Genomic DNA, 22,747 nt, shown 5'->3' with positions numbered 1-22,747 from the left:
TTCTCTTTTATATAAAAATCAATTTTACCTATTTAATAATTAAATTTTAAATATTTTATTTATTATTTGTAAAAACTATTGAAAATAAAAAGTATATAATTTATTTAAATTAAAATTAACTTTCATAAATTCATTTTCAGACGTCTTTTAATTTTATCCATCACATTAACCATCTTTTAAATTATTATTCATTTTAAGGCATAATTTTACTTTTTACTGTAGATTTGGTCAGTTTAACGGGTTGTTAACATTCAATTGTTTATAAAGTTGGTATTTTTATGTACAAAGGTCAAATATGAATTTTATAATTCAGAAAGTAGTATCTTTATTAATCACTTTAAATTTTTAATATTATGTCAAACAATTCAAATACGATTGCAGCAATTTTAGCCGGTGCAGCAGTAGGTGCAGCGATAGGAATTTTGTTAGCTCCTGATAAAGGTTCGAACACAAGAGCAAAAATTAAAGAAAGTCTGGGAGATACTGCCAACAATTTAAAAGATTCTTTAGAAGCAAGTTCAGAAGTTTTGCGTGAAAAATTTGCAAGTGCTACAGAAAATCTCGATGGAACTTTTGATGAATTACTTTCAAATGTAAGTCATAAAACAGAAGAAGTTATTTCTTTTTTAGAATCGAAGCTAGCTGATTTAAAGACACAAAACGCTAAATATCAAAAGTAATAATCGAGGAAACACAAAGTTTACCTGATTTATAGTTGATTAAATATTTATTATATTGACATTCAATTGTAATCAGTTTATTTTGTGTTTCTTTTTTAATGAAATTTAAAATTATGGCTTTTGAAGAATTAAAAGAAAATACAGAGAATATTCAGGAAAGCACCAAGGCTTATATTGACAGTAATTTAGCGTATTATAAACTTTGGGGTTTTAAAGTTGCAATGAAATCAACGACTTTAATTTTTAAGTTTACTTTGATTTTATTGTGTTTTAGTATGGTTATGATTTTCGGATCTTTCGCTGCAGCATATGCTTTTGGTTCTTTATTTGAAAGTAACGCCCTCGGATTTTTAGCAGTAGGAGGGATCTATCTTGTGTTTACAATTTTACTTTTCTTTATAAAAGACAAGTTTGTTGAAGGTCCGATTTTAGAGAAATTTTCAGAAATCTTTTTTAATGATTAATTTATGCAAGTAAAAAAATACTCATCTTATGCTGAAATAGAAAAAGATCTTGAAATTTTGAAACTCGAAAAAGAGATCAATTATCAGAAATTGGTTTTGAGCTTTCAGAAAACGAAGGAAAGCATTACTCCAGAAAATGTACTTGGTGGAATTTTTTCTTCATTCAAAGATTACATTTCAAATTCTTACGGAAGCATTTTGCCATCAATTTTAGCTTTTGTAATCAATTGGTTTTTAAATAAAAAAAGAGGCAATTAAGCCTCTTTTTCATTTTTTGTATTATTTTGTTTCTGGTTGAATGTCATCTTCGTAACCAGATTGTGGCTGAATTGGTTTTGGTTTTTCGACTTTTTTGTTTGTCTTTTTCATCATTTCACCAACTTGATTAGAAGCTGTAAATGACGCAACCATATTATTTAGCATGTCACTTCCGGCTTGTGGAGAATTAGGAAGAAGGATTAAATTTGAATTTGCATCAGCCCCAATTGCCTGTAAAGTATCGTAATGCTGCGTCACAACAATTAGGGCAGAAGCTTCTTGAGAATTGATTCCAACATTGTTCAAAACTTCAACACTTTCTACTAAACCTCTTGCAATTTCACGACGCTGATCTGCAATACCTTGTCCTTGTAAACGTTTACTTTCAGCTTCAGCTTTTGCTTTTGCAACGATTCTGATTCTTGAACTTTCAGCTTCAAATTCTGCAGCCGTTTTTTCTCTGTCGGCAGCGTTGATTCTGTTCATTGCATTTTTTACCTGGATATCCGGATCAATATCGGTTACCAAAGTATTGATAATATCATAGCCGTAAGTAGTCATTGCTTCGTTTAATTCTCTTTTTACTGCAATGGCAATGTCATCTTTTCTTTCGAAAACATCATCCAGTTTTAGTTTTGGAACTTCGGCACGAACCACATCAAATACATAAGCGGTAATCTGATCGTGTGGATATTCCAGTTTGTAGAAAGCATCATATACTTTTTCCTGAATAACTTTAAACTGAACAGAGACTTTCATTTTGATAAAAACGTTATCTCTTGTTTTGGTTTCGATGATAACATCTAACTGTTGAATTTTAAGATTTACACGTCCGGCAACTCTGTCAACAACCGGAATTTTTAATTGTAATCCTGAATTTCTAACACTCTGAAATTTTCCAAATCTTTCTATTACTACTGAAGATTGTTGTTTTACAGTAAAAAAAGAGGACATTAAAATGAAGAATGCGAATACTAATAAGATAATAAATGCTGTACCCATGGTGATATAATTTGGTTTTTATTAATTTTTTAAAAATACGAATAATAATAACAATTGTTTTTTATTATTTATTTTTTTACATGATTTTATTTGTTAATTATTATTATACTTTTGACTCAAATTAATATAAAAACAAAAATTATGAAAAGAATTCTATTTTATTTATTCCTATTTATGTCTTTAGTTTCAAAAGCTCAAATTAGTTCTTATTTCCATGGGAATGTAAAGGATTTTATTGATTTAAAAACCAGACCTTTAATTATTGAATTGTTAGAAGAAGATGAAAAAATATTAAGTAAATTGAGTAAACCAAAAAAAGCTGAAGAACTTCAATCGTATAAAAAGATGGTTAAATTATACAATGAAGAAATTACTGTTTATGCAAAAAAATACTGGACAATAAATAAGAACATAGAATTTAAAAATAAATCAGAAGTAGAAATTTTAAGAAAAGCTAATAATAAATCTTATGCCGTTTTAAGAAATTTACGTTTAAATGATATAGATTTTGATTTTAAATCCAATTTATATTTAAATGTAATTGTATATACTAAGATTGAATCAAATCCTCAAAAGCCAGATTCACAAGTTTATTTGCCAATTTCAAGTAAAAAAGCAGATGTATTTTTAGAGGAGGCAGATTATAAATATTCTTTGAATATATTACAAGATAATATAAATTACATAATTGCTCAAAATGAAAGTGTAAATTCTGAAAATTATGTTAAAGAAATGGCAAAAGGCAATTGTCCTTTAATAAAAAATAAAACATTATTAGTTAAAGAGTCAATTTTATATGAGAAGACTAAAAAGGAAGATTGTATAAAAAAATATGATGGAGCACTTAATATTGTTTCTGATGATGAAATTAACAGGGCATTTGTTGAAAAAGATAAAGACAAAGTTGTATTGTTTTCAGTTCCCTATGAAATAGGTAAAGGTCAAATGGGACCTATTGGCCAATCATTTCTTATGTCTTATAAAGTTGTTGTAGATTGTGAAACAGGTAAAATATTATATCTATTTATGCCTAGAGGTTTTGCAGTGATGGGGCAAAATATATCTTCAATTATGATTGAGAAGGATTTTGAAAATATCAAAAACTGTAAATAATTTTTAAAGTTACTATTAAAAAAGTCCCGATAATACCGGGACTTTTTTGTTTTTATAAAGTAGCAATTGCTTTCTGTATCCTAGAAATAGTTTCTTCTTTTCCGATGATTTCTACAATATCAAATAGGTGAGGGCCTTTTAATGCTCCAACTAAACTTAATCTGAAAGGCTGCATTACTTTACCCATTCCAATTTCGTTTTTGGTTAACCAGTCTTTTACAATTGCTTCGATATTAGCAGAATCAAAACCATCAATATATTCTAAAGTTGAAATCAATTCCTGCATTAAAGCCGGCGTATCTTCCTTCCAGTTTTTGCTTGCTTTTTCATCATAAGATGTTGGCGACTGGAAAAAGAAATCAGTTAAATCCCAAAATTCAGAAACGAAATGAGCTCTTTCTTTAATTAAAGAAACAATTCTCGTCACATCAAATTTAGAAACATCCACACCTTTTTCTACTAAAATAGGAGTGAAGTCTTTCGCTAAATCTGCATCATTTTGTTTGATAAGATATTGATGATTGAACCATTTGTTTTTCTCAGGATCAAATTTTGCTCCCGATTTATGCACTCTGTTTAAGTCAAAAGCTTCTACTAATTCTTCTAGAGAAAATAATTCTTTATCTGTTCCGTCATTCCAACCTAACAAAGCAAGGAAGTTAATAACAGCTTCCGGGAAAAATCCTTTCTCTCTGTAGCCAGATGAAATGCCTTCCTCTGTTTTCCATTCTAATGGAAACACAGGAAATCCTAATTTATCACCATCTCTTTTAGATAATTTTCCATTTCCAATAGGTTTTAAAATCAAAGGTAAATGTGCAAATTCCGGAACATCCCAACCAAAAGCTCTGTACAATAAAACGTGAAGTGGCATAGACGGCAACCATTCTTCACCACGAATTACATGTGAAGTTTCCATTAAATGATCATCCACAATATTGGCCAAATGATACGTTGGCATTCCGTCACTTTTAAACAAAACTTTATCGTCAAGAAGATTCGTTTCAAACTTTACGTCTCCACGAATGATGTCTTTTAAATGTAAAGTTTCGTCAACCGGAGTTTTAAAACGGATAACATAATGTTCTCCATTTGCAATTCTCGTCGCCACTTCATCAGCAGAAATCACCAAAGAAGTTTGCAATTTTTCACGGTTTGTATGATTGTAAATAAATGTTTTTCCTTCTGCTTCTTGTTCTTTTCTCAAAGCATCAAGTGCTTCCGGAGTATCAAAAGCATAATATGCCCAACCAGAATTGATCAGCTGATCTGCATATTGTTGGTACAAATCTTTACGATCGCTTTGTCTGTACGGACCATATTTTTCATTCTTTCCAATCGTTTCTTCAGGAGCTATTCCTAACCATTCTAAAGCTTCCATAATATAAGCTTCAGCTCCGGGAACAAAACGAGTCTGATCTGTATCTTCAATTCTCAGATAAAAAACGCCTTTGTTTTTCTTGGCAAATAAATAATTAAATAGGGCAGTACGAACTCCGCCAATATGTAAAGGTCCTGTTGGACTTGGTGCAAAACGCACACGAACTTGCTTTGACATTTTGTATAAATTTTGATGCAAAGATACAACTCATAATTAGATAATTTGAAAATGAAGATAATTAGATAAAGGCTTGTTTGTAGCTTAATTGACTAATTTTCTAATTCATCATTATCTAATTAAAATTATTACTTTTATGGGTTATAAATAAAACAGATTCATTTTGAAAACAACGTCTGCCATATACGCGAAGCTGGAAGCTTTTATTAAAAAATATTACACGAATGAACTTATAAAAGGAATACTTCTTTTTACCGGTTTTGGACTTTTGTATTTTTTGTTTACGCTTTTTATTGAGTATTTCCTTTGGTTAAAACCTCTGGGAAGAACACTTTTATTCTGGCTTTTTATTGGAGTAGAAGTTTTCCTTTTGTTCCGTTTTATTTTATTTCCGATTTTTAAGTTATTCAAACTTCAAAAAGGAATCGATTATAATCATGCTTCGGCAATTATCGGAAATCATTTTACAGAAGTAAGTGATAAACTAACGAACTTTTTACAGCTTTCGGCTTCTGAGAATTCGGCAGAAAGTTCAGAATTAATGTTGGCTTCGATAGAGCAAAAAGCAAATTCATTACAACCAATTCCGTTTGGAAATGCGATCAATTTTAATTCAAATAGAAAATATTTACCATTAGCACTTATTCCAATTTTGCTTTTTGCCGTATTTTATATTTCAGGAAACAGCAATATCATTTCTCAAAGTTTAAATAGAGTAGTGCATTTTAATGCTACATTTTTACCTCCGGCACCTTTCAAATTTGTGGTTCTTAATTCAAATTTGCAAACAGAACAGAACAAAGATTTTGTTGTAAAAATGGAATCAATAGGAAACGTTGTTCCCGAAAATGTCATGATCCATATTGGTGATGAAAGTTATTTTATGGAATCTTCTCAGCCAGGAAAGTTCGAATTCAAGATTGAAAAACCGGTTGAAAATGTTTCTTTTTCTTTTGAAGGAAATTCAGTTTCATCTGAAGAATATGAATTAAAAGTAATCACCGTTCCATCAATTGCCAACTTCGAAATGGTTTTGAATTTTCCTTCTTACTTAAAAAAGAAATCAGAAACCATTCAGGGAACTGGAAATGCAATCGTTCCTGAAGGTACTTTGGTAACTTGGAGAATGAATACACAGTCGACTCAGGAGATTGTTTGGAAGGATGAAAACGCAACTTTAAAGTTTAATAAAGCTGAAAATGAGTTTAAATTGAGTAAAAATATTGCTCAAAATACAGAATATCAAATTCTTACTTCGAATAATAAGGTTAAAAACTACGAAAAACTGGATTATCAGCTGTCTGTTATCAAAGATCAGCATCCAACAATTACCGTTGCACCAGCTCCAGACAGTTTGAAATTAGATAAAAATTATGTCTTAGGAAGATTAGGAGATGACTATGGTTTATCAAAATTACGAGTAGTTTTCTACGAGCGTAACAAACCACAAACTGCAAAGCGTGGAACCATTCCAGTAAAGCAAGCTGTGTTTGATCAGTTCGTTTTTTCATTTCCAAGTAATTTGCCTGTCGAAGAAGGAGTGTCTTACGAATACTATTTTGAAGTTTTTGATAACGATGCACCACATGGTTTTAAGAGTACAAAGTCTTCTGTTTTTTCAGACAGAGTTTCTACAACAGATGAAGTTCATGATTTAGAATTGCAACAGCAAAATCAAAATATAAACAGTTTATCTAAATCATTAAAGAACCAAACCAAACAGATTTCTGAAATGGATAAAATCCAAAATGCAGGAAAAGAAAAAGACAATTTAGAATTTAAAGATCAGCAAAAGATTAACGATTTTATCAAACGTCAGAAACAACAAGACGAAATGATGAAACAGTTTGCTGAGAAAATGAACAAGAATTTAGATAAATACAAAGACGATAAAAAGGATAAAACGGCAGAAGATTTACAAAAACGTTTAGAGAATGCTGATAAAGATTTAGAAAAAAATCAAAAACTATTAGACGAACTAAAGAACCTAAATGACAAATTAAATAGTGAAGAGTTGTTTGATAAAATGGAAAAGTTCAAACAAATCAGTAAAAATCAATCCAGAAATTTAGAACAATTAGTTGAATTGACCAAGCGTTTTTATGTAGAAAAGAAAGCTGGACAAGTTGCTGAGAAATTAAATAAACTAGCAGAAAAGCAAGAAGATCTTTCTAACAAAGAAAAAGAAAACACTCAGGACAAGCAGGAAGAAATCAATAAGGCTTTTGATAAAATTCAGGAAGATTTAAAAGACTTAAAAAAGGAAAACGAAACCTTAAAGAAGCCAATGGATATTCCGTCAGATGCTTCTAAAGAAAAAGATTTGAAAGATGATTTACAAAAAGCATCTGATGAATTGAACAAAAAGAATACTTCTTCGGCAAAGCAAAAACAGAAAAGTGCTTCTAAGAAAATGAAGAGTATGGCTCAACAAATGGATTCCAGTATGGAAGGTGGAGATCAGGAACAATTAGAAGAAGACGTTGCAATGCTTCGTCAGGTTTTGGATAATCTTCTGGCATATTCATTAACTCAGGAAGATGTAATGAAACAATTCAAATCTATGAAACTGGGTTCTTCTATATATACGAAGAATATAAAAGTACAGCAGAATTTAAAACAACAGTTCAAACATGTCGATGATAGTTTGTTTGCTTTGTCTTTAAGAAACCCAAAAGTAGCTGAAGATGTAACGAAGGAAATTGGAAACGTACAATATAATGTAGACAAAGCTATTGAATCTTTGACAGACGTTCAGGTTCCAAAAGGAGTTTCGCATCAACAATATGCTGTTTCATCTGCAAATAAATTAGCCGATTTTTTAAGTGATCTTTTAAACAATATGCAGATGTCGATGTCTAAACCAGGAAGTGGAAAACCAAAACCGGGTGATGGACAAGGGATGCAATTACCAGATATCATTCAAAAACAAAAAGGTCTTGCAGATAAAATGAAAGACGGGATGAAGCAAGGTGAGAAACCCGGAGATAAACCTGGCGACAAACCGGGACAAGGTCAAGGCCAAAAAACAGGACAAGGACAAAGTGGTCAGGGCAAAGATGGACAAGGAAAAGAAGGTCAGAGCAAAGGTGGCGATAAAGGTGTTTCTGGAAAAGACGGTAAAAACGGAAAAGGAGAGAAGGATAATAAAGACGGTGATGATGGAGAAGGGGATGCAGAAAAGATAATGGAAATCTACAAAGAGCAAGTTAAGCTTCGCGAAGAGTTGCAAAAGGAGTTAGCCAAAAAAGGATTAGATGCTCAAGGAAGATCTGTTATTGAACAAATGAAACAATCTGAAAAGCAACTTTTAAATAAAGGATTTAAGAATGAGAACTTGCAAAGGATCTTAAATATTCAACAAGAATTATTAAAATTAAATAACGCAGTTCAGCAACAAGGTCAGGATACGAAGCGTCAATCTGAAACAAACAAGACTGAATTTACAAACAGAACAAATGCATTACCAAGCTCATTATTAGATTATTTAAATAGTGTAGAAATTTTAAATAGACAATCGCTACCTTTGCGCTCAAATTTTAACCAAAAGGTTCAAAAATATTTTAATACAAAATGATCAATTTTAATTACGAAACAGATTTTAATTTAAAAAACGAAAAAACCTTTACTGATTGGTTGAGCGCTGTAATTGTTTCTGAAAAGAAAAACGAAGGAGAGATAAATTACATTTTTTGTAATGATGAATATCTTCATAAGATCAATATTGAATATCTCGATCACGATACATTAACTGATATTATCAGTTTTGATTATACAGTCGGAAACGAATTAAACGGAGATATTTTTGTTTCTATAGAAAGAGTAGAAGATAATGCAAAGGACTTTAATGTTTCTTTTGATGAAGAATTGAAACGCGTTTTAGCTCACGGTATATTACATTATTGTGGATACAAAGACAAAACAGATAAAGATGCAGAGTTAATGCGTTCGAAAGAAGATGAAAAAATAGCGATGTTCCACGTGGAACTGTAACTTAAACATCTCTCTTTAAAGTTTAGAATTCATGTTCCACGTGAAACATAATTCTAAGTTTTGCATCAAATTAATCAAACGTTCCACGTGGAACGTTTTTAAGTTTTAGGTTTAAATGAAATTCGTTCCACGTGGAACATAAATTTTGTTTTAATTTTTTTGTTTAAAGTTTAATTAGTTCGGTGTTCCACGTGAAACATCAGTAGAGAAATAACTTGAAAAATTAAAATAAATAAACCGAAAAGCAAAAGAGATGTTCCACGTGAAACATGTTTCAGATAACTCGAAATATAAAAAAAAAAGAAACCTGAAACAACAGAAAAGTTCCACGTGAAACATTTACAGTAAACTTGAAACATCAAAAGAAGAGAAACCTGAAATAAAAAAAATAAAACAAAATGTTTTTAGAAAAATACGATGTTATTGTGGTGGGTGCCGGTCATGCCGGTTCAGAAGCCGCGGCAGCGGCTGCAAATTTAGGATCAAAAACTTTATTGGTTACAATGAGTTTGCAGAACATCGCGCAGATGTCTTGCAATCCTGCAATGGGCGGAATCGCAAAAGGCCAAATCGTTCGTGAGATTGATGCACTTGGAGGATACTCCGGAATTGTTTCAGACAGAACTGCGATCCAGTTTAAGATGTTGAACAAATCAAAAGGACCTGCAATGTGGTCGCCAAGAGTTCAAAGTGATCGAATGCGCTTTGCGGAAGAATGGAGAATGATGTTGGAGGGAACTCCAAATTTGGATTTTTACCAGGAGATGGTAAAAGGTTTGATTATCGAGAACGGAAAGATAAAAGGAATCAGAACTTCGCTTGGAGTTGAGATTCGATCTAAATCTGTTGTCCTGACAAACGGAACTTTTTTGAATGGATTGATTCATATTGGAGACAAACAATTCGGTGGAGGAAGAGCGGGCGAAAGTGCCGCTTTCGGAATTACCGAAGATTTGGTTGCAGTAGGTTTTGAATCTGGAAGAATGAAAACAGGAACGCCGCCGAGAGTCGATGGACGTTCTTTGGATTATTCTAAAATGAACGAAGAAAAAGGAGATGCAAAACCAGATAAGTTTTCGTATTCTGATTTGACCGTTCCATTGACCGAACAAAGATCTTGTCATATGACGTATACGTCTTTGGATGTTCACGATATTTTGAGATCAGGTTTTGATCGTTCGCCAATGTTCAACGGTAGAATAAAAAGCATCGGTCCGAGATATTGTCCGTCGATAGAAGATAAGATAAATCGTTTTGCAGATAAAGAGCGTCACCAATTATTTGTGGAGCCAGAAGGATGGAAAACGTGCGAAGTTTACGTAAACGGATTTTCAACTTCGCTTCCGGAAGATATTCAATTTAAAGCGTTGCGTTCAGTTGCCGGTTTTGAAAAAGTGAAATTTCTACGTCCGGGTTATGCAATCGAATATGATTATTTCCCACCGACGCAATTGAAACATACTTTGGAAACAAAGTTGGTTGAAGGGTTATATTTTGCCGGACAAATAAATGGAACAACAGGATATGAAGAAGCAGCATCTCAAGGTTTGATGGCTGGAATAAATGCGCATTTAAAAGTACACGAAAAAGCACCGTTAATTTTAAAACGAGATGAAGCCTATATCGGAGTTTTGATCGACGATTTAATTACGAAAGGAACAGAAGAACCTTATCGCATGTTTACATCCAGAGCAGAATACCGAACATTGTTGCGACAAGATAATGCCGACTTTAGATTGACGCCAATGTCATACGAAATTGGTTTGGCTTCTGAAGCTCGTTTGCGAAGAATGGAACGTAAATTAAATGAATCTGAAAAGATGGTTCAGTTCTTTAAAGAAACTAGCGTTTCGGTTGCAGAAACAAATCCAATTTTAGAAGCTAAAGAAAGTGCGCCAATTTCTCAGGGTGATAAAATGTTTAAAGTTTTTTCACGTCCACAATTGGATTTGGAGGATATGATGAAGTTTGAAAAAGTGAAAGCATACGCTGAAGAAAATGAACTGGATCAGGAAATTTTAGAACAAGCCGAAATCCAGGTTAAATATTCTGGCTATATAGAAAAGGAAAGAAACAATGCAGATAAATTGACAAGACTTGAGGAGGTAAAAATCCCCGAGAATTTTGATTATCATAAAATCAAATCTATGTCGATTGAAGCAAAACAAAAGTTGTCAAAAATTCGCCCAGTTACAATTTCGCAAGCATCAAGAATCAGCGGAGTTTCTCCGAGTGATATTTCTGTGCTTTTGATTTATATGGGAAGGTAAAATTTGTTTCAAGCATCAGGTTTTGTTTGTTTCAGGTTCCAACATAACGTGAAACTTTAAATGTGAAACTTGAAACAAATTTTTTAATTGTTCCACGTGGAACTGTTTTGAAATTAATATAGTTTGTCATTCCGAGGAACGAGGAATCTTCATTGCTAGATCGACAAAGTTTTGTTCTTTAAATTGTGGAGTTACTTACGAAGATTCCTCGTTCCTCGGAATGACAAAAGAGCTGAAATTTAAATTCAATTTTATAAAAATTGTTGAAAGAGAAATTTTGTCTGATGAAGATAAAGAAGTCTTATTGCAGCTTTGGAATAATGAATATGCACAAAAATTGAATTATCAAACTATTGACGAATTCGATGTTTATCTTGATCCTTTGACTGAAAAACAGCATTACTTTCTAATTAACGATGAAGGTAAAACAAAAGGCTGGGCATTTACTTTTTTAAGAGACGGTGAAGATTGGTTTGCAATAATTTTAGATAAAGAAATTCAGGGAACAGGAAAAGGATCTTTATTGATGAATGAATTAAAAAAGAACAAAGAAGATTTGAACGGTTGGGTTGTTGATCACGAAAATAATGTAAAGCAAAATAAGGAATTTTATAAATCTCCTTTGTTGTTTTATATCAAAAACGGATTTACAATCTGTGCAGAAACAAGAATTGAAAATCAGAAAATGTCTGGTGTCAAAATAAACTGGAACATTCAAAATAAATAAAACAACAGACACTAAAAATGGAACTTTCGTTTTTAGGGTTTACTATGAAATTAAATCAAAAACATAAAATTATAAATGGACGTTTTAAACAAAAAACATTTTCTTACTGTAAAAGATCATTCGGTTTCTAAAGAAATTTTTGAATTGTATTATGATGAAGATTTGGATATGCTGATTACATCTCCGCAGCCAGATTTACAAAACTTAGGAAGATATTATGAAAGCGAAGATTATATTTCGCATACAGATAACAAACGTTCAGTTTTTGAAAAAGCCTATCATTTTGTAAAAAACATCGCTTTAAAAAATAAACTGAATTTGATTAATTCCGAGCAATTTCAAAAAGGGCAACTTTTAGACATTGGTGCCGGGACCGGAGATTTTTTATTGACAGCAAAAAATGATGGCTGGAAAACTATTGGGGTAGAACCAAGCGAAAGAGCAAAAGAAATTGCAAAGAAAAAAGGAATTGAGTTTGTAGAAGAAATCAGCGAACTCGAAAATAATTCTTTTGACTTAATTACGATGTGGCACGTTTTGGAACATGTTCCAAATTTGGAATTACAAATTCAGGAATTGAAGCGATTATTGAAGCCAACTGGAACATTAATTGTTGCGGTTCCAAATTTCAAATCGTATGACGCAAAACATTACGGAGAATTTTGGGCAGCTTTTGATGTGCCAATTCATTTTTGGCATTTCTCTAAAAAAGCCATAAAATCGCTGTTCGAAAAAGTCGACATGAAATTGGAAAAAGTGCTTCCGATGAAATTTGATTCTTTTTATGTGAGTTTACTTTCTGAAAAATATAAAACCGGAAAAATGAATTTTATAAAAGCATTTTTCGTGGGTTTACGATCGAATTTAAAAGCATCAAGTACAAAAGAGTATTCATCACACATTTATGTCTTAAAAAACAACTAAAACGCATTTTAAGCTTATTTAAGCCGATATTTCGGCTTAATCGAGGAGAAATATCGGATTTTTTTTGAAATCGCCTTTAAATCGAGCTATTAAAGCCGATTTTAATAATGTTTATTTATCGTTGTTTTTTCTCTGATAAATAAAATTAATATCATAAAAATTGTCCAATTTTTAAACTTTATGTCGATGCTATTTATTTTTTTATATTTTTGTCATCCATACATTAAAAAATAGAAATTCATAAAAATGAAAAAAGCATTAGTAATTATCGCACTTTCGGTTTTCGTTGTTTCATGTAACAAAACAGCTGAAGTAAAGGAAGTAAAAACAGCTTACGTAGATACTTCGGTTTTGATGAAAGAGTATACTGAAGCAAAAGACCTTGAAGCAAAATACAAAGCCCAATCAGAAGAAAAAGGAAGACAACTGCAAGCTGAGATAAATCGTTTCAAACAAGATGCTGCTAATTTTCAAAGTCAGGCACAGGCAAACGGTCAGGCCTGGGCACAACAAAGAGGTGCTGAATTGCAAAAAAGAGAACAACAATTGGGGTATGCTCAACAACAGTTAGCTCAGCAATTACAGCAAGAAAGCGGAGTTGAAATGGATTCTCTTGTTAGTGGTGTGAAAAAATTCATTAAAGATTACGGTAAGAAAAACGGATATTCATATATCTACGGTACAGGTGATGCTGCAACTGTATTATATGCAGAAGACAAATATGACATTACAAAAGAAATTATTAAGGCTTTGAACGATAAGTATAAAGCTGAGCCAAAAGCAGATGACAAAGCTGCAACGAAAGAAGAGGCTAAGAAATAATAACCAAAATAACTAACTATTCTAAAACCTAAATCTAGCAACAGATTTAGGTTTTTTTATTTTATAAAAATGCGATACTTTTAGTGTTCAATATACGCCAAATGCAAAACGTCTCAGAAGCAGCTGCTTACACTTTACAATTCATCAATCAAACGCAGAAATCGATATTCCTGACAGGCAAAGCGGGAACAGGCAAAACCACGCTTTTACGTGAAATTATCGCCACTACGCATAAAAATACAGTGGTTGTTGCCCCTACAGGAATCGCTGCTTTAAATGCTGGCGGAGTAACGATTCACTCAATGTTTCAATTGCCTTTTTCGGCTTTTATTCCGTCATATGAAGACAATTCCCAGTTTACAGAAACGGTTAAATTTGAAAATAAGGAAACTTTACGCAGGCATTTCAAAATGAATAATGTAAAACGTAATGTGATCCGTAATATGGAATTGCTGATTATTGATGAAGTAAGTATGTTACGCGCTGATTTACTGGATGCTATAGATTTTATGATGCAGACAGTACGGAAAAATACGCAGGCTTTTGGAGGTGTTCAGGTGCTTTTTATTGGGGATTTACTACAATTACCGCCAGTCATTCGGGACGAAGAATGGCGAACATTACGGAATTATTACAAAGGAAAATTCTTTTTTCATTCGCATGTAATTCAGCAAAATCCACCGCTTTATATAGAATTATCTAAGATTTATAGACAGACTGATGATTCTTTTATCTCCGTTTTGAATAATCTTCGAAATAATCAGATTACGCCTGAGGATATTCAAATTTTAAACGAATATGTCAAACCAGATTTTGATTTGAAAAATAATCCCGGTTATATTACGCTCACAACTCACAATGCAAAGGCTGATTCGATCAACGAACAGGCAATTGGAGATTTGGCCGGAAATGAATATGCTTATCAGCCTTTTATTGTTGGCGATTTTCCCGAAAAGATCTTTCCGGTTGAAGAAAATCTGAAATTGAAGGTAGGGGCACAGGTTATGTTTGTCAAAAACGATCTATCTTTTGATAAAAGATATTTTAACGGAAAGATGGGTGTTGTAAAATCACTTTCGGCAGAAGAAATCTTTGTGCATTTTCCGGAAGAGAATAAAACAATTGAGGTCGAAAAATACGAATGGAAAAACATTCGCTACAAAATAAATGAGCTTACAAAAGAAATAGAAGAGGAGGTTTTAGGGACTTTTGCGCATTACCCGCTCAAATTAGCCTGGGCGATTACAGTACACAAAAGTCAGGGTTTGACTTTTGAGAAAGCTGCGCTTGATGTATCGCAGGTTTTTTTGCCCGGGCAGGCATATGTTGCATTGTCTCGTTTAACGTCCTTAAAAGGGCTTATTTTGCTTTCTCCGCTTCAAATGAATGGTATTTCAAACGATCAGGATGTAATGGATTATGCTTTGAATAAAGCAACTGAAGATATTTTAGAAAAACAGTTGCACTTCGAAACCAAGAATTTTATTCATAACTATTTGATTAACAGTTTTAACTGGTCTGATTTAGCTCAGGAATGGCGTAATCACAGATTTAGTTATAACGAAAATGCTGCTAATTCCGAAAAATCAAAACATTCCGTTTGGGCTCATAAACGTCTTGAAATAATTGAATTACTCATTAACCCTTCGCAAAAATTTGTGCAGCAGCTCAATAAAATTTTTAGTAAAGAAACTGTTGATTTATTTTTTGTTCAGGAAAGGGTAGTGGCGGCTTATGATTATTTTTTTAAACCAATGGATAAATTGGTTACAGATCTTCTTCAGAAAATGGCTGAAATTCAGAAATTCAAAAAAGTAAAAGAATTTTATGAAGAATTAGCGTTATTGGATGATCTTCAGACAAAGGCTGTTTTACACTTAATGAAGGCCAAATTACTGATCGAAATAGTTGTTTCGGGAGAAACCATCTGCAGGGAAAAATTAACGTCTACAGCGATTAAAAATTACAAATCAGATAAGATTTCGAAAATACGTGAGGAGTTTCAAATGAGTAATACTGATATTTTCAAACTTGATGAGCCAGTTATGCGCTATACTGCAAAAAAATTAGATAAAAACGACCCAAAAACAGTTAAGAAAACTACTGTAGAAGAAACATACGATTTGTGGATCGAGAAAAATTCGGTTCAGGATATTGCCCGAATGCGTAAGCTTACTGTACAAACTATTGAAATGCATTTGGTTAAATTGATTCAGGCAAAAAAAATCGAAATCTCGGATGTTCTACCGTACGATAAGATACTGGCACTGCGTGATGCTTTTGAATTTTATCAGGAGGAATCCCTAAACGGATTAAAAGAAAAACACGGTGATGAATTTACCTGGGATGAGTTAAAAATGTTCAAAGCAAGTATAAATTAAGTATCTTTAAGTTAAATGTTTCACGTAAAACACAGATTATTTTATAAAAAATGAAATTTAAAATCATAATTCTATTATTCCTTGGCGTATTCTCAAATTTAGCTTTAGGCCAGGATTTAAAACCTGGATATCAAAAGTTCATAAAGACGTTCATCAACAATGTAAAAAATGATAAAAAAGAGGCTGTCGCGGATATGATTTCGTATCCTTTCAAAAGGGAATATCCAATACCAACAATCAAAAACAAAACTGAATTCATAAAGCGATACGATGAGATTTTTGATGATGTCCTAAAGAATGAAATCGTAAAATCTAATCCTGTGAAAGACTGGTCAGAAATGGGCTGGAGAGGTATTGTGCTTAATCAGGGCACAGTATGGTTTGATACAGACGGACGCCTGATTTCGATAAATTACCAGTCTAAATTCGAAAAGGATTTGAAAAGCAAAATAATTGCTAAAGAGAAAGCAAAATTGCATTCTTCAATAGCAAAGTTTAAAGCACCTGAATGTGTATTAGAAACCAGCAAGTTCCGGATCAGAATAGATGATTTAGGAAATGAGAATTACCGTTATGCATCCTGGTCGATAAAAAAAGCAATGAGTGAAGTACCTGATTTGGTAATTACTAAGGGAAAGTTGATTTTAGATGGAAATGGAGGAAATCATCGATTTGAATTTAAAAAAGGAGAATATATTTACGAATGTCATATATCGCCTCTACGAGAAAATGGTACTGCTCCGGCAGGTTTGACTATTTACCAAAACAAAAAAGTAATTCTTTCCCAGGACGCTGAAATTGTTCCACGTTAAACAAAAAATCCTATTCGCTCAGAATAGGATTTTTTTGTATTAAAAAGACGTTCTAATTTGGTCTAATTCTTTTTTTTGTTGTAATAATTTGAGCTCCAGTTTATCTATTTCAAGCTTTTGTTTGGTAGATTTTATTTTTAGTTTCTGAATTTCTTCTTCAGAATTTTTGCTGGATTCAATTTGACTTTCCGTTTTTTGATTTGCAGATTTTTGTTTTTCTATTTTCTTTTCTGTTTTCTTAATAGATTTTTCTGCGGTTTTAACCTCTCGCTGATGCTTGTCAATTTTTTTCTGCTCTTTATCTACTTTATTTTGATATTCTTTAGCTTTTTTAGCCTCCTGAATCGCTTTTTCTGATTGAACAGGTGTTTGCTGTGCATAATAGCCTTGTGAGGTTAAAAAAAGGCATACAATTAAAAATACTCGAATGGTAAATTTCATAATCTTTTTTTTGTTTTTAAAGTAAATAACAAAATGAATGTACTTTTACGTCTGGCATTATAAATTTTCAACTAATATCCAGGCATCCGGATTTTCAGCCTTTTGTATTTCTTTTTGTGCTTTTTCAGCTTCAGCCATAGTCGCGTAACTTCCATACAAAACAGGAAATAATCCGTGTTTATTTTCACCAAGCATCCTGGCATCATAGCCATTTTTTATTAGTTGATTATATGCTTTTTTAGCATTTTGTTCACTTCTAAAAGCACCTGCAATAATATGATATGGCATTGTCTTTTCAACAGTTTCTGTTTTTGAAGTATCTACAGACAGCGTTACTGCCGGTAAAGGATTCTGGATCATGAAGGTAGCTTCCTGAATTTTGTTCTGTACCTTTTTTTGTACAGTGCTTTCAACAACAAGCGTTTGTGTTGCAATTTCTTGTTGATAAAGTGGATATCCGATGCTTCCGGTAATTCCAAGACCCAAAACAAATATTGCAGCATATTTTAAATACGAATTTGAAGATTTTCTTTCTTCGTCATATGCAGGTTCTTTCTCCTCAATTCTTTGAATTTCTTTCTCGAAATTTTCTCTTTTTACCAAAGGCGAAACAAAAGGACTCAATCCAAATGAAGTTGTCAAGTAATTATTTTGCTGGTTTGGACTGAAAACTAAATTGTTATCACTATTCAAACGAATTTCACCAATATTTTTTAAATATAAAATTCCATCTTCTTCTAAAGCCTTTTTCCAATTTAAAATTTCAAAAGCAATCGCACTAACAGCAAAACCATACGATGTTTTTTCTGTATTAGCTATATGATTAGCCAACAAGCCATCATTATTTTTAATTTGACTGTTGAAGGAGACCATTTTCTTAGGTGGAAAAAACGAATTTGTGCTTTCATTGAGCTGTGCCGGCTGCATTTCTGTTAAGAATGCACCAAATCCTGGAACCGTTACACACTGATAACGATATAATAACTGCGAGATGTAAGTTTCGATTTTCATAGTAACAAAGTTATGCATCCAATATAGTTATCAAAAATTTATTCACAATTTTTATTAACAATCTGCATATTTTGATATGTATTTATTTTTTAGCAAGTTACATTATTTTTCATTTTGTGATTAATTATTTTTGACTTTCAAAAGTTTATTTTTTGAAAGAATTTACTTCTAATTATTATATTTGCCAAAACGAAAACAAATCTTGTTTTTAAAAATTTCATCCTTTAAAAAATTATACAAGCCATGTCAGAACAAGATTTATTTTATGTATTAGCCTTACTTCGGGTAGAGGGCGTTGGAGATATTATGGCTAAAAAATTATTAGCAAATTTTGGAAGTGCCGAAGATATTTTCAAGGCAAAAACGAATAAAATTGCTGCTATAGATGGTGTTGGTTCAGTATTACTAAAGAATCTAAAAGACAAAACTGTTTTCGAAAAGGCCAATAAGGAACTAGATTTCATCACTAAAAACCATATTCAAGTCTCTTTTTTTAAAGATGAAAATTATCCAGATCGTTTAAAACATTGTATTGATTGCCCGGTTTTAATTTTTTCTGCCGGAAATATTAATCTAAAAAATAAGAGAATAATCAGTATAGTAGGCACGAGGCAAATTACTTCATACGGAATTGAATTTTGCAGGACGTTAATTGAAGATCTGGCTCCTTTAGATCCCATAATTGTTAGTGGTTTTGCATATGGAGTTGATATCGTGGCGCATCAGCTGGCAATAGAAAATAAACTGCAGACTATTGGTGTTTTAGCTCATGGATTAAACCAAATTTATCCTAAAGCACATAAAAAATACATGTCAAAAATGGAGGAGAATGGCGGTTTTATAACTGAGTTCTGGAGCACAACCAATCCTGATAAAGAGAATTTTGTTCGACGAAACCGGATCGTTGCGGGCATGACTGAAGCTACAATTGTAATAGAATCTGCTGATAGGGGAGGTTCGCTTATTACTGCCAACATTGCGAATGATTATAACCGTGATGTTTTTGCCGTTCCCGGCCGTGTGACTGACAAATATAGTCAGGGATGCAATCAACTCATTAAAACTCAAAAAGCGAATGTACTAACTAGTGCTGCTGATTTGGTTTACATGCTCAATTGGGATATCAAAAGCGATATAAAACCCGTTCAGAAACAACTATTTATTGAACTGGAACAGGAAGAACAAAAAATTTATGATTTCCTGATTAAAAACGGAAAAGAACTGCTCGATATAATTGCACTCCAATGCGAATTTCCGATTTATAAAATATCAGGGATTCTTTTAAATATGGAACTAAAAGGATTAATCAGACCTTTGCCTGGAAAGCTGTTTGAAGCTATTTAAGTTTTTTTTAACACTTAAATTTGGATTAAATGATATAAAGAATATATTTGTTCAACCAAAAATCATACTTAAATGAATATAATTGAACTATTTGAAAATACTGGCATTTACAAGGAGAACCTTAGAGAATTCAGTTCTGAAGACATTGAAAAAGCAAGAAAGCAATTTGAAATTGAACGATCAGGTAATGCAAATGTGAAGCCTGATCTTGGAGATAATTTAATTTTTGCCATGAATAACTTTGCCGGGCAACTTTTATTTATTTGTAATAATCGGATTTTATATAATTTTTTCTCTAAAAAGAATTATTCACGAAACAGATTTAATTCTGATTATACAGTTTCTTCAAGTAAATCTGATGTTCAGGCGTTTATTGATAAATTTTTATCCAAAGATCTAGATTTGATTTTAAATGAATTAATAGCACAGAACCGATTCGATAATATTGATGATCTTTTGGCAGTAAAAGAATATCTTCCTGAAAATTCTATGGAAAATCTAAGCAAAAAAATATCTGAAAAGCTTGATTTTGCGATAGATTCAATTAATGGAAATTTGCAATTGAGTGATATAAACAGAACAGTTGAATTTCTTAAATATCGCAGTTTTTATGTTTTAGTTTCTCATTTTAGATCAACTGAAAAAGATGAGAAAATTAAAGCGGTTTACAACAAGGTTTATAATTTGCATAGTAATTCTGCAATTAGATATGAACTAATGAGTCCAATGATTTCATCTTTGGTAAACTATAATGCCATTAATTATGATCTGAATGCTTTGTTCCGAAAAAATAAAGACACTCTTGATGCAACAGTAGAAAGAGTAAACCATTCAGGAGGTTCTTCTGGTGTTTCGGGCTGGACAATCTTTGCGGTCATAGTTATTGTAATTCGCTTAATTATCGCGTTGTCAAGATCTTAAACTATTAAAATAGAATTTAAACAACATAAAAAAGCCTGAGAGAGTAATTTCTTTCAGGCTTTTTTATTTAATTTTCTATTTTCCAAATCCAAGAACTTCCCGAACTCTTGCTAGTACACCATCAGCAACAATAGATGCTTTTGCGGCACCTTTTTTTAACAGTGTATCTACTTCTTCAAGGTTGTTTATGTAGTAATTGTATTTTTCTCTTTCTGTTTTGAATTTCTCAGTAATCAATTCAAATAAGGCTTGTTTTGCGTGACCGTAACCATAATTTCCTCCTAAGTAATTCGCTCTCATTTGAGTAATCTGAGTCTCATCTGCTAAAAGAGAGTAAATAGCAAACGCATTGCAGGTATCCGGATTTTTAGGATCTTCAAGCGGAGTACTGTCAGTTTCAATACTCATTACTTGTTTACGTAACGCCTTATCATCCAGAAAAATATTGATGATATTATTAGCAGATTTACTCATTTTTCCCCCGTTTGTTCCTGGAATAAGCATGATGTTTTCCTGAATTTTAGCTTCCGGAAGCACAAAGGTTTCACCCATTTGGTGATTGAAACGAGATGCTACATCACGCGTAATTTCAAGATGCTGTAATTGGTCTTTTCCTACCGGAACAAATTCGGCATCATACAATAAAATATCAGCCGCCATTAGCATCGGATAAGTAAACAGTCCTGCATTAACATCATCTAAACGATCCGATTTATCTTTGAAAGAATGCGCTAAAGTCAAACGTTGATAAGGAAAGAAACAACTTAAATACCATGTCAGTTCAGCCGTTTGTACTACATCAGATTGTCTGTAAAATGTAACTTTATCAGGGTTTAAGCCACATGCAAGCCATGCTGCAGCAGTACTATACGTATTTTCTCTTAATGTTTTTCCGTCTTTTATTTGAGTAATCGAATGCAAATCGGCTATAAACAAATACGATTCGTTTGCCGGATTATTTGATAATTCGATCGCGGGAATAATTGCTCCTAATAAATTGCCTAAGTGTGGTGTTCCGGTACTCTGAACACCGGTTAGTATTTTTGCCATTCTAATTTTTTTCTTAAACGCAAATATTGCAAAGTTTTTACAATATCCGAAAAGTTATTTTCTCTATTGCAAAGTTCGCAAAGTTTTTCGCAATGTTCTTAGTCTTTTCAGGTTTTGTTTTTTTAAAATAGCAAAAATCTGTCCATCGAAAATCTAAATTCACATCTGTTTTCTTACATTTGAAGTTATGAAAGGAATTAAAATTATTTTTTGGATTTTTTGGCGCATTTGGTTCTACATTTTAATGGCCATTCCAATATTGATTATGCTGCCATTTTTAGTGGCTTCAATTATAACGGAAAGCGGATATCCCTATTTTTTTAAAATGGCCCGGATTTGGGCAAAATTTATCCTTTTCGGAATGGGTTTTCATTACAAAACCGAGCGTCTGCAAAAATTGGAAAAAGGAAAAAGTTACATGATTGTAGCGAACCACACTTCAATGACAGATATTATGCTTATGCTGGCAATTATCAGAAATCCATTTGTTTTTGTTGGAAAGAAAGAATTGGTAAAGATTCCGTTATTTGGATTTTTCTACAAAAGAACCTGTATATTAGTGGATAGAAATTCTTCAAAGAGTAAAAATGAAGTTTTTAAAAGAGCTCAGGACAGACTTAATCAGGGGCTTAGTATTTGTATTTTTCCTGAAGGAGGTGTTCCTGATGATGAATCAATTTTATTAGATGAATTTAAAGATGGTGCATTCAGGTTGGCTATAGACCATCAAATTCCAATTGTTCCAATCGTTTTCGCGGATAATAAAAAACGTTTTTCTTATACATTTTTAAGCGGTAGCCCGGGCAAAATGAGAGCAAAAATTTTCTCTTTTATTGAAACAAAAGGATTAACAGGAGAAAATAGAAAAGACCTTCGTGATGAAATAAGACAATTGATTTACAAAGGATTACTTGAATTTAAAAAGAAAAATTAAACAGTTTATAAGAATTAAGCCCGGCAAACTTTTTAGCTTGCC

General features: G+C 32.3%; 20 protein-coding genes. 15 read left to right on the top strand and 5 right to left on the bottom strand.

What is annotated here, in order from left to right:
- Positions 1 to 353: 353 nt before the first annotated feature.
- From OZP09_RS12590 to OZP09_RS12580, 3 genes are all read left to right on the top strand, one after another.
- Positions 354 to 680, top strand: coding sequence for a YtxH domain-containing protein (locus OZP09_RS12590; protein ID WP_269234062.1), 327 nt, complete (start codon positions 354 to 356; stop codon positions 678 to 680).
- 113 nt (positions 681 to 793) lie between these two features.
- Positions 794 to 1,144 carry a competence protein gene (locus tag OZP09_RS12585; protein WP_269234061.1) on the top strand — a complete coding sequence of 117 codons (351 nt, stop codon included), beginning with the start codon at positions 794 to 796 and terminating at the stop codon, positions 1,142 to 1,144.
- Positions 1,145 to 1,147: 3 nt separating this feature from the next.
- Entirely contained in the window at positions 1,148 to 1,402 is a 255-nt protein-coding gene (locus tag OZP09_RS12580; RefSeq protein WP_269234060.1) for a DUF6327 family protein, read from the top strand.
- A gap of 21 nt (positions 1,403 to 1,423) precedes the next feature.
- Here the strand turns inward: OZP09_RS12580 and OZP09_RS12575 are convergent, their stop codons facing one another.
- On the bottom strand, positions 1,424 to 2,404 hold the full coding sequence (locus OZP09_RS12575; RefSeq protein WP_269234059.1) for an SPFH domain-containing protein: 981 nt from the start codon (positions 2,402 to 2,404) through the stop codon (positions 1,424 to 1,426).
- A 141-nt stretch (positions 2,405 to 2,545) separates the two neighbouring features.
- Between OZP09_RS12575 and OZP09_RS12570 the strand changes: the two genes are divergently transcribed.
- On the top strand, positions 2,546 to 3,517 hold the full coding sequence (locus OZP09_RS12570) for a hypothetical protein (protein ID WP_269234058.1): 972 nt from the start codon (positions 2,546 to 2,548) through the stop codon (positions 3,515 to 3,517).
- Positions 3,518 to 3,569: 52 nt separating this feature from the next.
- On the opposite strand, the gene gltX is transcribed toward OZP09_RS12570, so the two are convergent.
- The gene (gltX, locus tag OZP09_RS12565; protein ID WP_269234057.1) at positions 3,570 to 5,075 is read right to left on the bottom strand and encodes a glutamate--tRNA ligase; all 1,506 of its coding nucleotides are present in this window, start codon (positions 5,073 to 5,075) and stop codon (positions 3,570 to 3,572) included.
- Between the two features lie 163 nt (positions 5,076 to 5,238).
- On the opposite strand from gltX, the gene OZP09_RS12560 reads away from it, so the two are divergent.
- The 8 genes from OZP09_RS12560 to OZP09_RS12525 all read left to right on the top strand — a co-directional run bounded on the left by OZP09_RS12560 (position 5,239) and on the right by OZP09_RS12525 (position 17,004).
- The gene (locus tag OZP09_RS12560; protein WP_269234056.1) at positions 5,239 to 8,652 is read left to right on the top strand and encodes a coiled-coil domain-containing protein; all 3,414 of its coding nucleotides are present in this window, start codon (positions 5,239 to 5,241) and stop codon (positions 8,650 to 8,652) included.
- Positions 8,649 to 9,068 (top strand): rRNA maturation RNase YbeY, encoded by a 420-nt coding sequence (ybeY, locus tag OZP09_RS12555; RefSeq protein ID WP_269234054.1) that lies wholly within the window; start codon positions 8,649 to 8,651, stop codon positions 9,066 to 9,068. The genes OZP09_RS12560 and ybeY overlap by 4 nt, the downstream gene beginning before the upstream one ends.
- Before the next feature lie 398 nt (positions 9,069 to 9,466).
- Positions 9,467 to 11,338, top strand: coding sequence for a tRNA uridine-5-carboxymethylaminomethyl(34) synthesis enzyme MnmG (gene mnmG, locus OZP09_RS12550; protein WP_269234053.1), 1,872 nt, complete (start codon positions 9,467 to 9,469; stop codon positions 11,336 to 11,338).
- A 220-nt stretch (positions 11,339 to 11,558) separates the two neighbouring features.
- On the top strand, positions 11,559 to 12,065 hold the full coding sequence (locus OZP09_RS12545) for a GNAT family N-acetyltransferase (protein ID WP_269234052.1): 507 nt from the start codon (positions 11,559 to 11,561) through the stop codon (positions 12,063 to 12,065).
- A 75-nt stretch (positions 12,066 to 12,140) separates the two neighbouring features.
- Positions 12,141 to 12,989 carry a class I SAM-dependent methyltransferase gene (locus OZP09_RS12540; protein ID WP_269234051.1) on the top strand — a complete coding sequence of 283 codons (849 nt, stop codon included), beginning with the start codon at positions 12,141 to 12,143 and terminating at the stop codon, positions 12,987 to 12,989.
- A 246-nt stretch (positions 12,990 to 13,235) separates the two neighbouring features.
- Entirely contained in the window at positions 13,236 to 13,811 is a 576-nt protein-coding gene (locus OZP09_RS12535) for an OmpH/Skp family outer membrane protein (RefSeq protein WP_269234049.1), read from the top strand.
- Positions 13,812 to 13,912: 101 nt separating this feature from the next.
- The gene (locus OZP09_RS12530; protein ID WP_281309471.1) at positions 13,913 to 16,192 is read left to right on the top strand and encodes a helix-turn-helix domain-containing protein; all 2,280 of its coding nucleotides are present in this window, start codon (positions 13,913 to 13,915) and stop codon (positions 16,190 to 16,192) included.
- A gap of 50 nt (positions 16,193 to 16,242) precedes the next feature.
- Positions 16,243 to 17,004 carry a hypothetical protein gene (locus tag OZP09_RS12525; RefSeq protein ID WP_269234047.1) on the top strand — a complete coding sequence of 254 codons (762 nt, stop codon included), beginning with the start codon at positions 16,243 to 16,245 and terminating at the stop codon, positions 17,002 to 17,004.
- A gap of 39 nt (positions 17,005 to 17,043) precedes the next feature.
- Here OZP09_RS12525 and OZP09_RS12520 read toward each other — a convergent pair whose 3' ends face one another.
- Together OZP09_RS12520 and OZP09_RS12515 are read right to left on the bottom strand one after the other, a co-directional pair.
- Positions 17,044 to 17,445 (bottom strand): hypothetical protein, encoded by a 402-nt coding sequence (locus OZP09_RS12520; RefSeq protein ID WP_281309470.1) that lies wholly within the window; start codon positions 17,443 to 17,445, stop codon positions 17,044 to 17,046.
- Positions 17,446 to 17,502: 57 nt separating this feature from the next.
- A complete protein-coding gene (locus OZP09_RS12515) occupies positions 17,503 to 18,456 on the bottom strand; it encodes an HU domain-containing protein (protein WP_269234043.1) in 954 nt (317 codons plus the stop codon).
- A 243-nt stretch (positions 18,457 to 18,699) separates the two neighbouring features.
- Between OZP09_RS12515 and dprA the strand changes: the two genes are divergently transcribed.
- Both dprA and OZP09_RS12505 read left to right on the top strand, forming a co-directional pair.
- The gene (dprA, locus tag OZP09_RS12510) at positions 18,700 to 19,800 is read left to right on the top strand and encodes a DNA-processing protein DprA (RefSeq protein WP_269234042.1); all 1,101 of its coding nucleotides are present in this window, start codon (positions 18,700 to 18,702) and stop codon (positions 19,798 to 19,800) included.
- A 72-nt stretch (positions 19,801 to 19,872) separates the two neighbouring features.
- On the top strand, positions 19,873 to 20,721 hold the full coding sequence (locus OZP09_RS12505) for a hypothetical protein (protein ID WP_269234041.1): 849 nt from the start codon (positions 19,873 to 19,875) through the stop codon (positions 20,719 to 20,721).
- Positions 20,722 to 20,796: 75 nt separating this feature from the next.
- Here the strand turns inward: OZP09_RS12505 and trpS are convergent, their stop codons facing one another.
- Positions 20,797 to 21,771, bottom strand: a complete 975-nt coding sequence (gene trpS / locus OZP09_RS12500; RefSeq protein WP_269234040.1) for a tryptophan--tRNA ligase — start codon at positions 21,769 to 21,771, stop codon at positions 20,797 to 20,799.
- 187 nt (positions 21,772 to 21,958) lie between these two features.
- Between trpS and OZP09_RS12495 the strand changes: the two genes are divergently transcribed.
- A complete protein-coding gene (locus OZP09_RS12495) occupies positions 21,959 to 22,705 on the top strand; it encodes a lysophospholipid acyltransferase family protein (protein ID WP_281309469.1) in 747 nt (248 codons plus the stop codon).
- Positions 22,706 to 22,747 lie beyond the last annotated feature (42 nt).

The sequence above is a fragment of the Flavobacterium flavigenum genome (assembly GCF_027111255.2).
Classification (GTDB): Bacteria; Bacteroidota; Bacteroidia; order Flavobacteriales; family Flavobacteriaceae; genus Flavobacterium; species Flavobacterium flavigenum.
The sequence above is the reverse complement of the archived record's forward strand: the minus strand, read 5'-3'. Positions and strand labels throughout refer to the sequence as shown.

Excerpts from the sequence above, each read along its gene's own strand:
- dprA (WP_269234042.1), top strand. The coding sequence starts at position 18,700 with ATGTCAGAACAAGATTTATTTTATGTATTAGCCTTACTTCGGGTAGAG.
- OZP09_RS12520 (WP_281309470.1), bottom strand. The coding sequence starts at position 17,445 with ATGAAATTTACCATTCGAGTATTTTTAATTGTATGCCTTTTTTTAACC.
- OZP09_RS12530 (WP_281309471.1), top strand. The coding sequence starts at position 13,913 with ATGCAAAACGTCTCAGAAGCAGCTGCTTACACTTTACAATTCATCAAT.
- ybeY (WP_269234054.1), top strand. The coding sequence starts at position 8,649 with ATGATCAATTTTAATTACGAAACAGATTTTAATTTAAAAAACGAAAAA.
- OZP09_RS12505 (WP_269234041.1), top strand. The coding sequence starts at position 19,873 with ATGAATATAATTGAACTATTTGAAAATACTGGCATTTACAAGGAGAAC.
- OZP09_RS12585 (WP_269234061.1), top strand. The coding sequence starts at position 794 with ATGGCTTTTGAAGAATTAAAAGAAAATACAGAGAATATTCAGGAAAGC.
- OZP09_RS12580 (WP_269234060.1), top strand. The coding sequence starts at position 1,148 with ATGCAAGTAAAAAAATACTCATCTTATGCTGAAATAGAAAAAGATCTT.
- mnmG (WP_269234053.1), top strand. The coding sequence starts at position 9,467 with ATGTTTTTAGAAAAATACGATGTTATTGTGGTGGGTGCCGGTCATGCC.
- OZP09_RS12545 (WP_269234052.1), top strand. The coding sequence starts at position 11,559 with ATGACAAAAGAGCTGAAATTTAAATTCAATTTTATAAAAATTGTTGAA.
- OZP09_RS12495 (WP_281309469.1), top strand. The coding sequence starts at position 21,959 with ATGAAAGGAATTAAAATTATTTTTTGGATTTTTTGGCGCATTTGGTTC.
- gltX (WP_269234057.1), bottom strand. The coding sequence starts at position 5,075 with ATGTCAAAGCAAGTTCGTGTGCGTTTTGCACCAAGTCCAACAGGACCT.
- OZP09_RS12525 (WP_269234047.1), top strand. The coding sequence starts at position 16,243 with ATGAAATTTAAAATCATAATTCTATTATTCCTTGGCGTATTCTCAAAT.
- trpS (WP_269234040.1), bottom strand. The coding sequence starts at position 21,771 with ATGGCAAAAATACTAACCGGTGTTCAGAGTACCGGAACACCACACTTA.
- OZP09_RS12575 (WP_269234059.1), bottom strand. The coding sequence starts at position 2,404 with ATGGGTACAGCATTTATTATCTTATTAGTATTCGCATTCTTCATTTTA.
- OZP09_RS12570 (WP_269234058.1), top strand. The coding sequence starts at position 2,546 with ATGAAAAGAATTCTATTTTATTTATTCCTATTTATGTCTTTAGTTTCA.
- OZP09_RS12515 (WP_269234043.1), bottom strand. The coding sequence starts at position 18,456 with ATGAAAATCGAAACTTACATCTCGCAGTTATTATATCGTTATCAGTGT.
- OZP09_RS12590 (WP_269234062.1), top strand. The coding sequence starts at position 354 with ATGTCAAACAATTCAAATACGATTGCAGCAATTTTAGCCGGTGCAGCA.
- OZP09_RS12540 (WP_269234051.1), top strand. The coding sequence starts at position 12,141 with ATGGACGTTTTAAACAAAAAACATTTTCTTACTGTAAAAGATCATTCG.
- OZP09_RS12535 (WP_269234049.1), top strand. The coding sequence starts at position 13,236 with ATGAAAAAAGCATTAGTAATTATCGCACTTTCGGTTTTCGTTGTTTCA.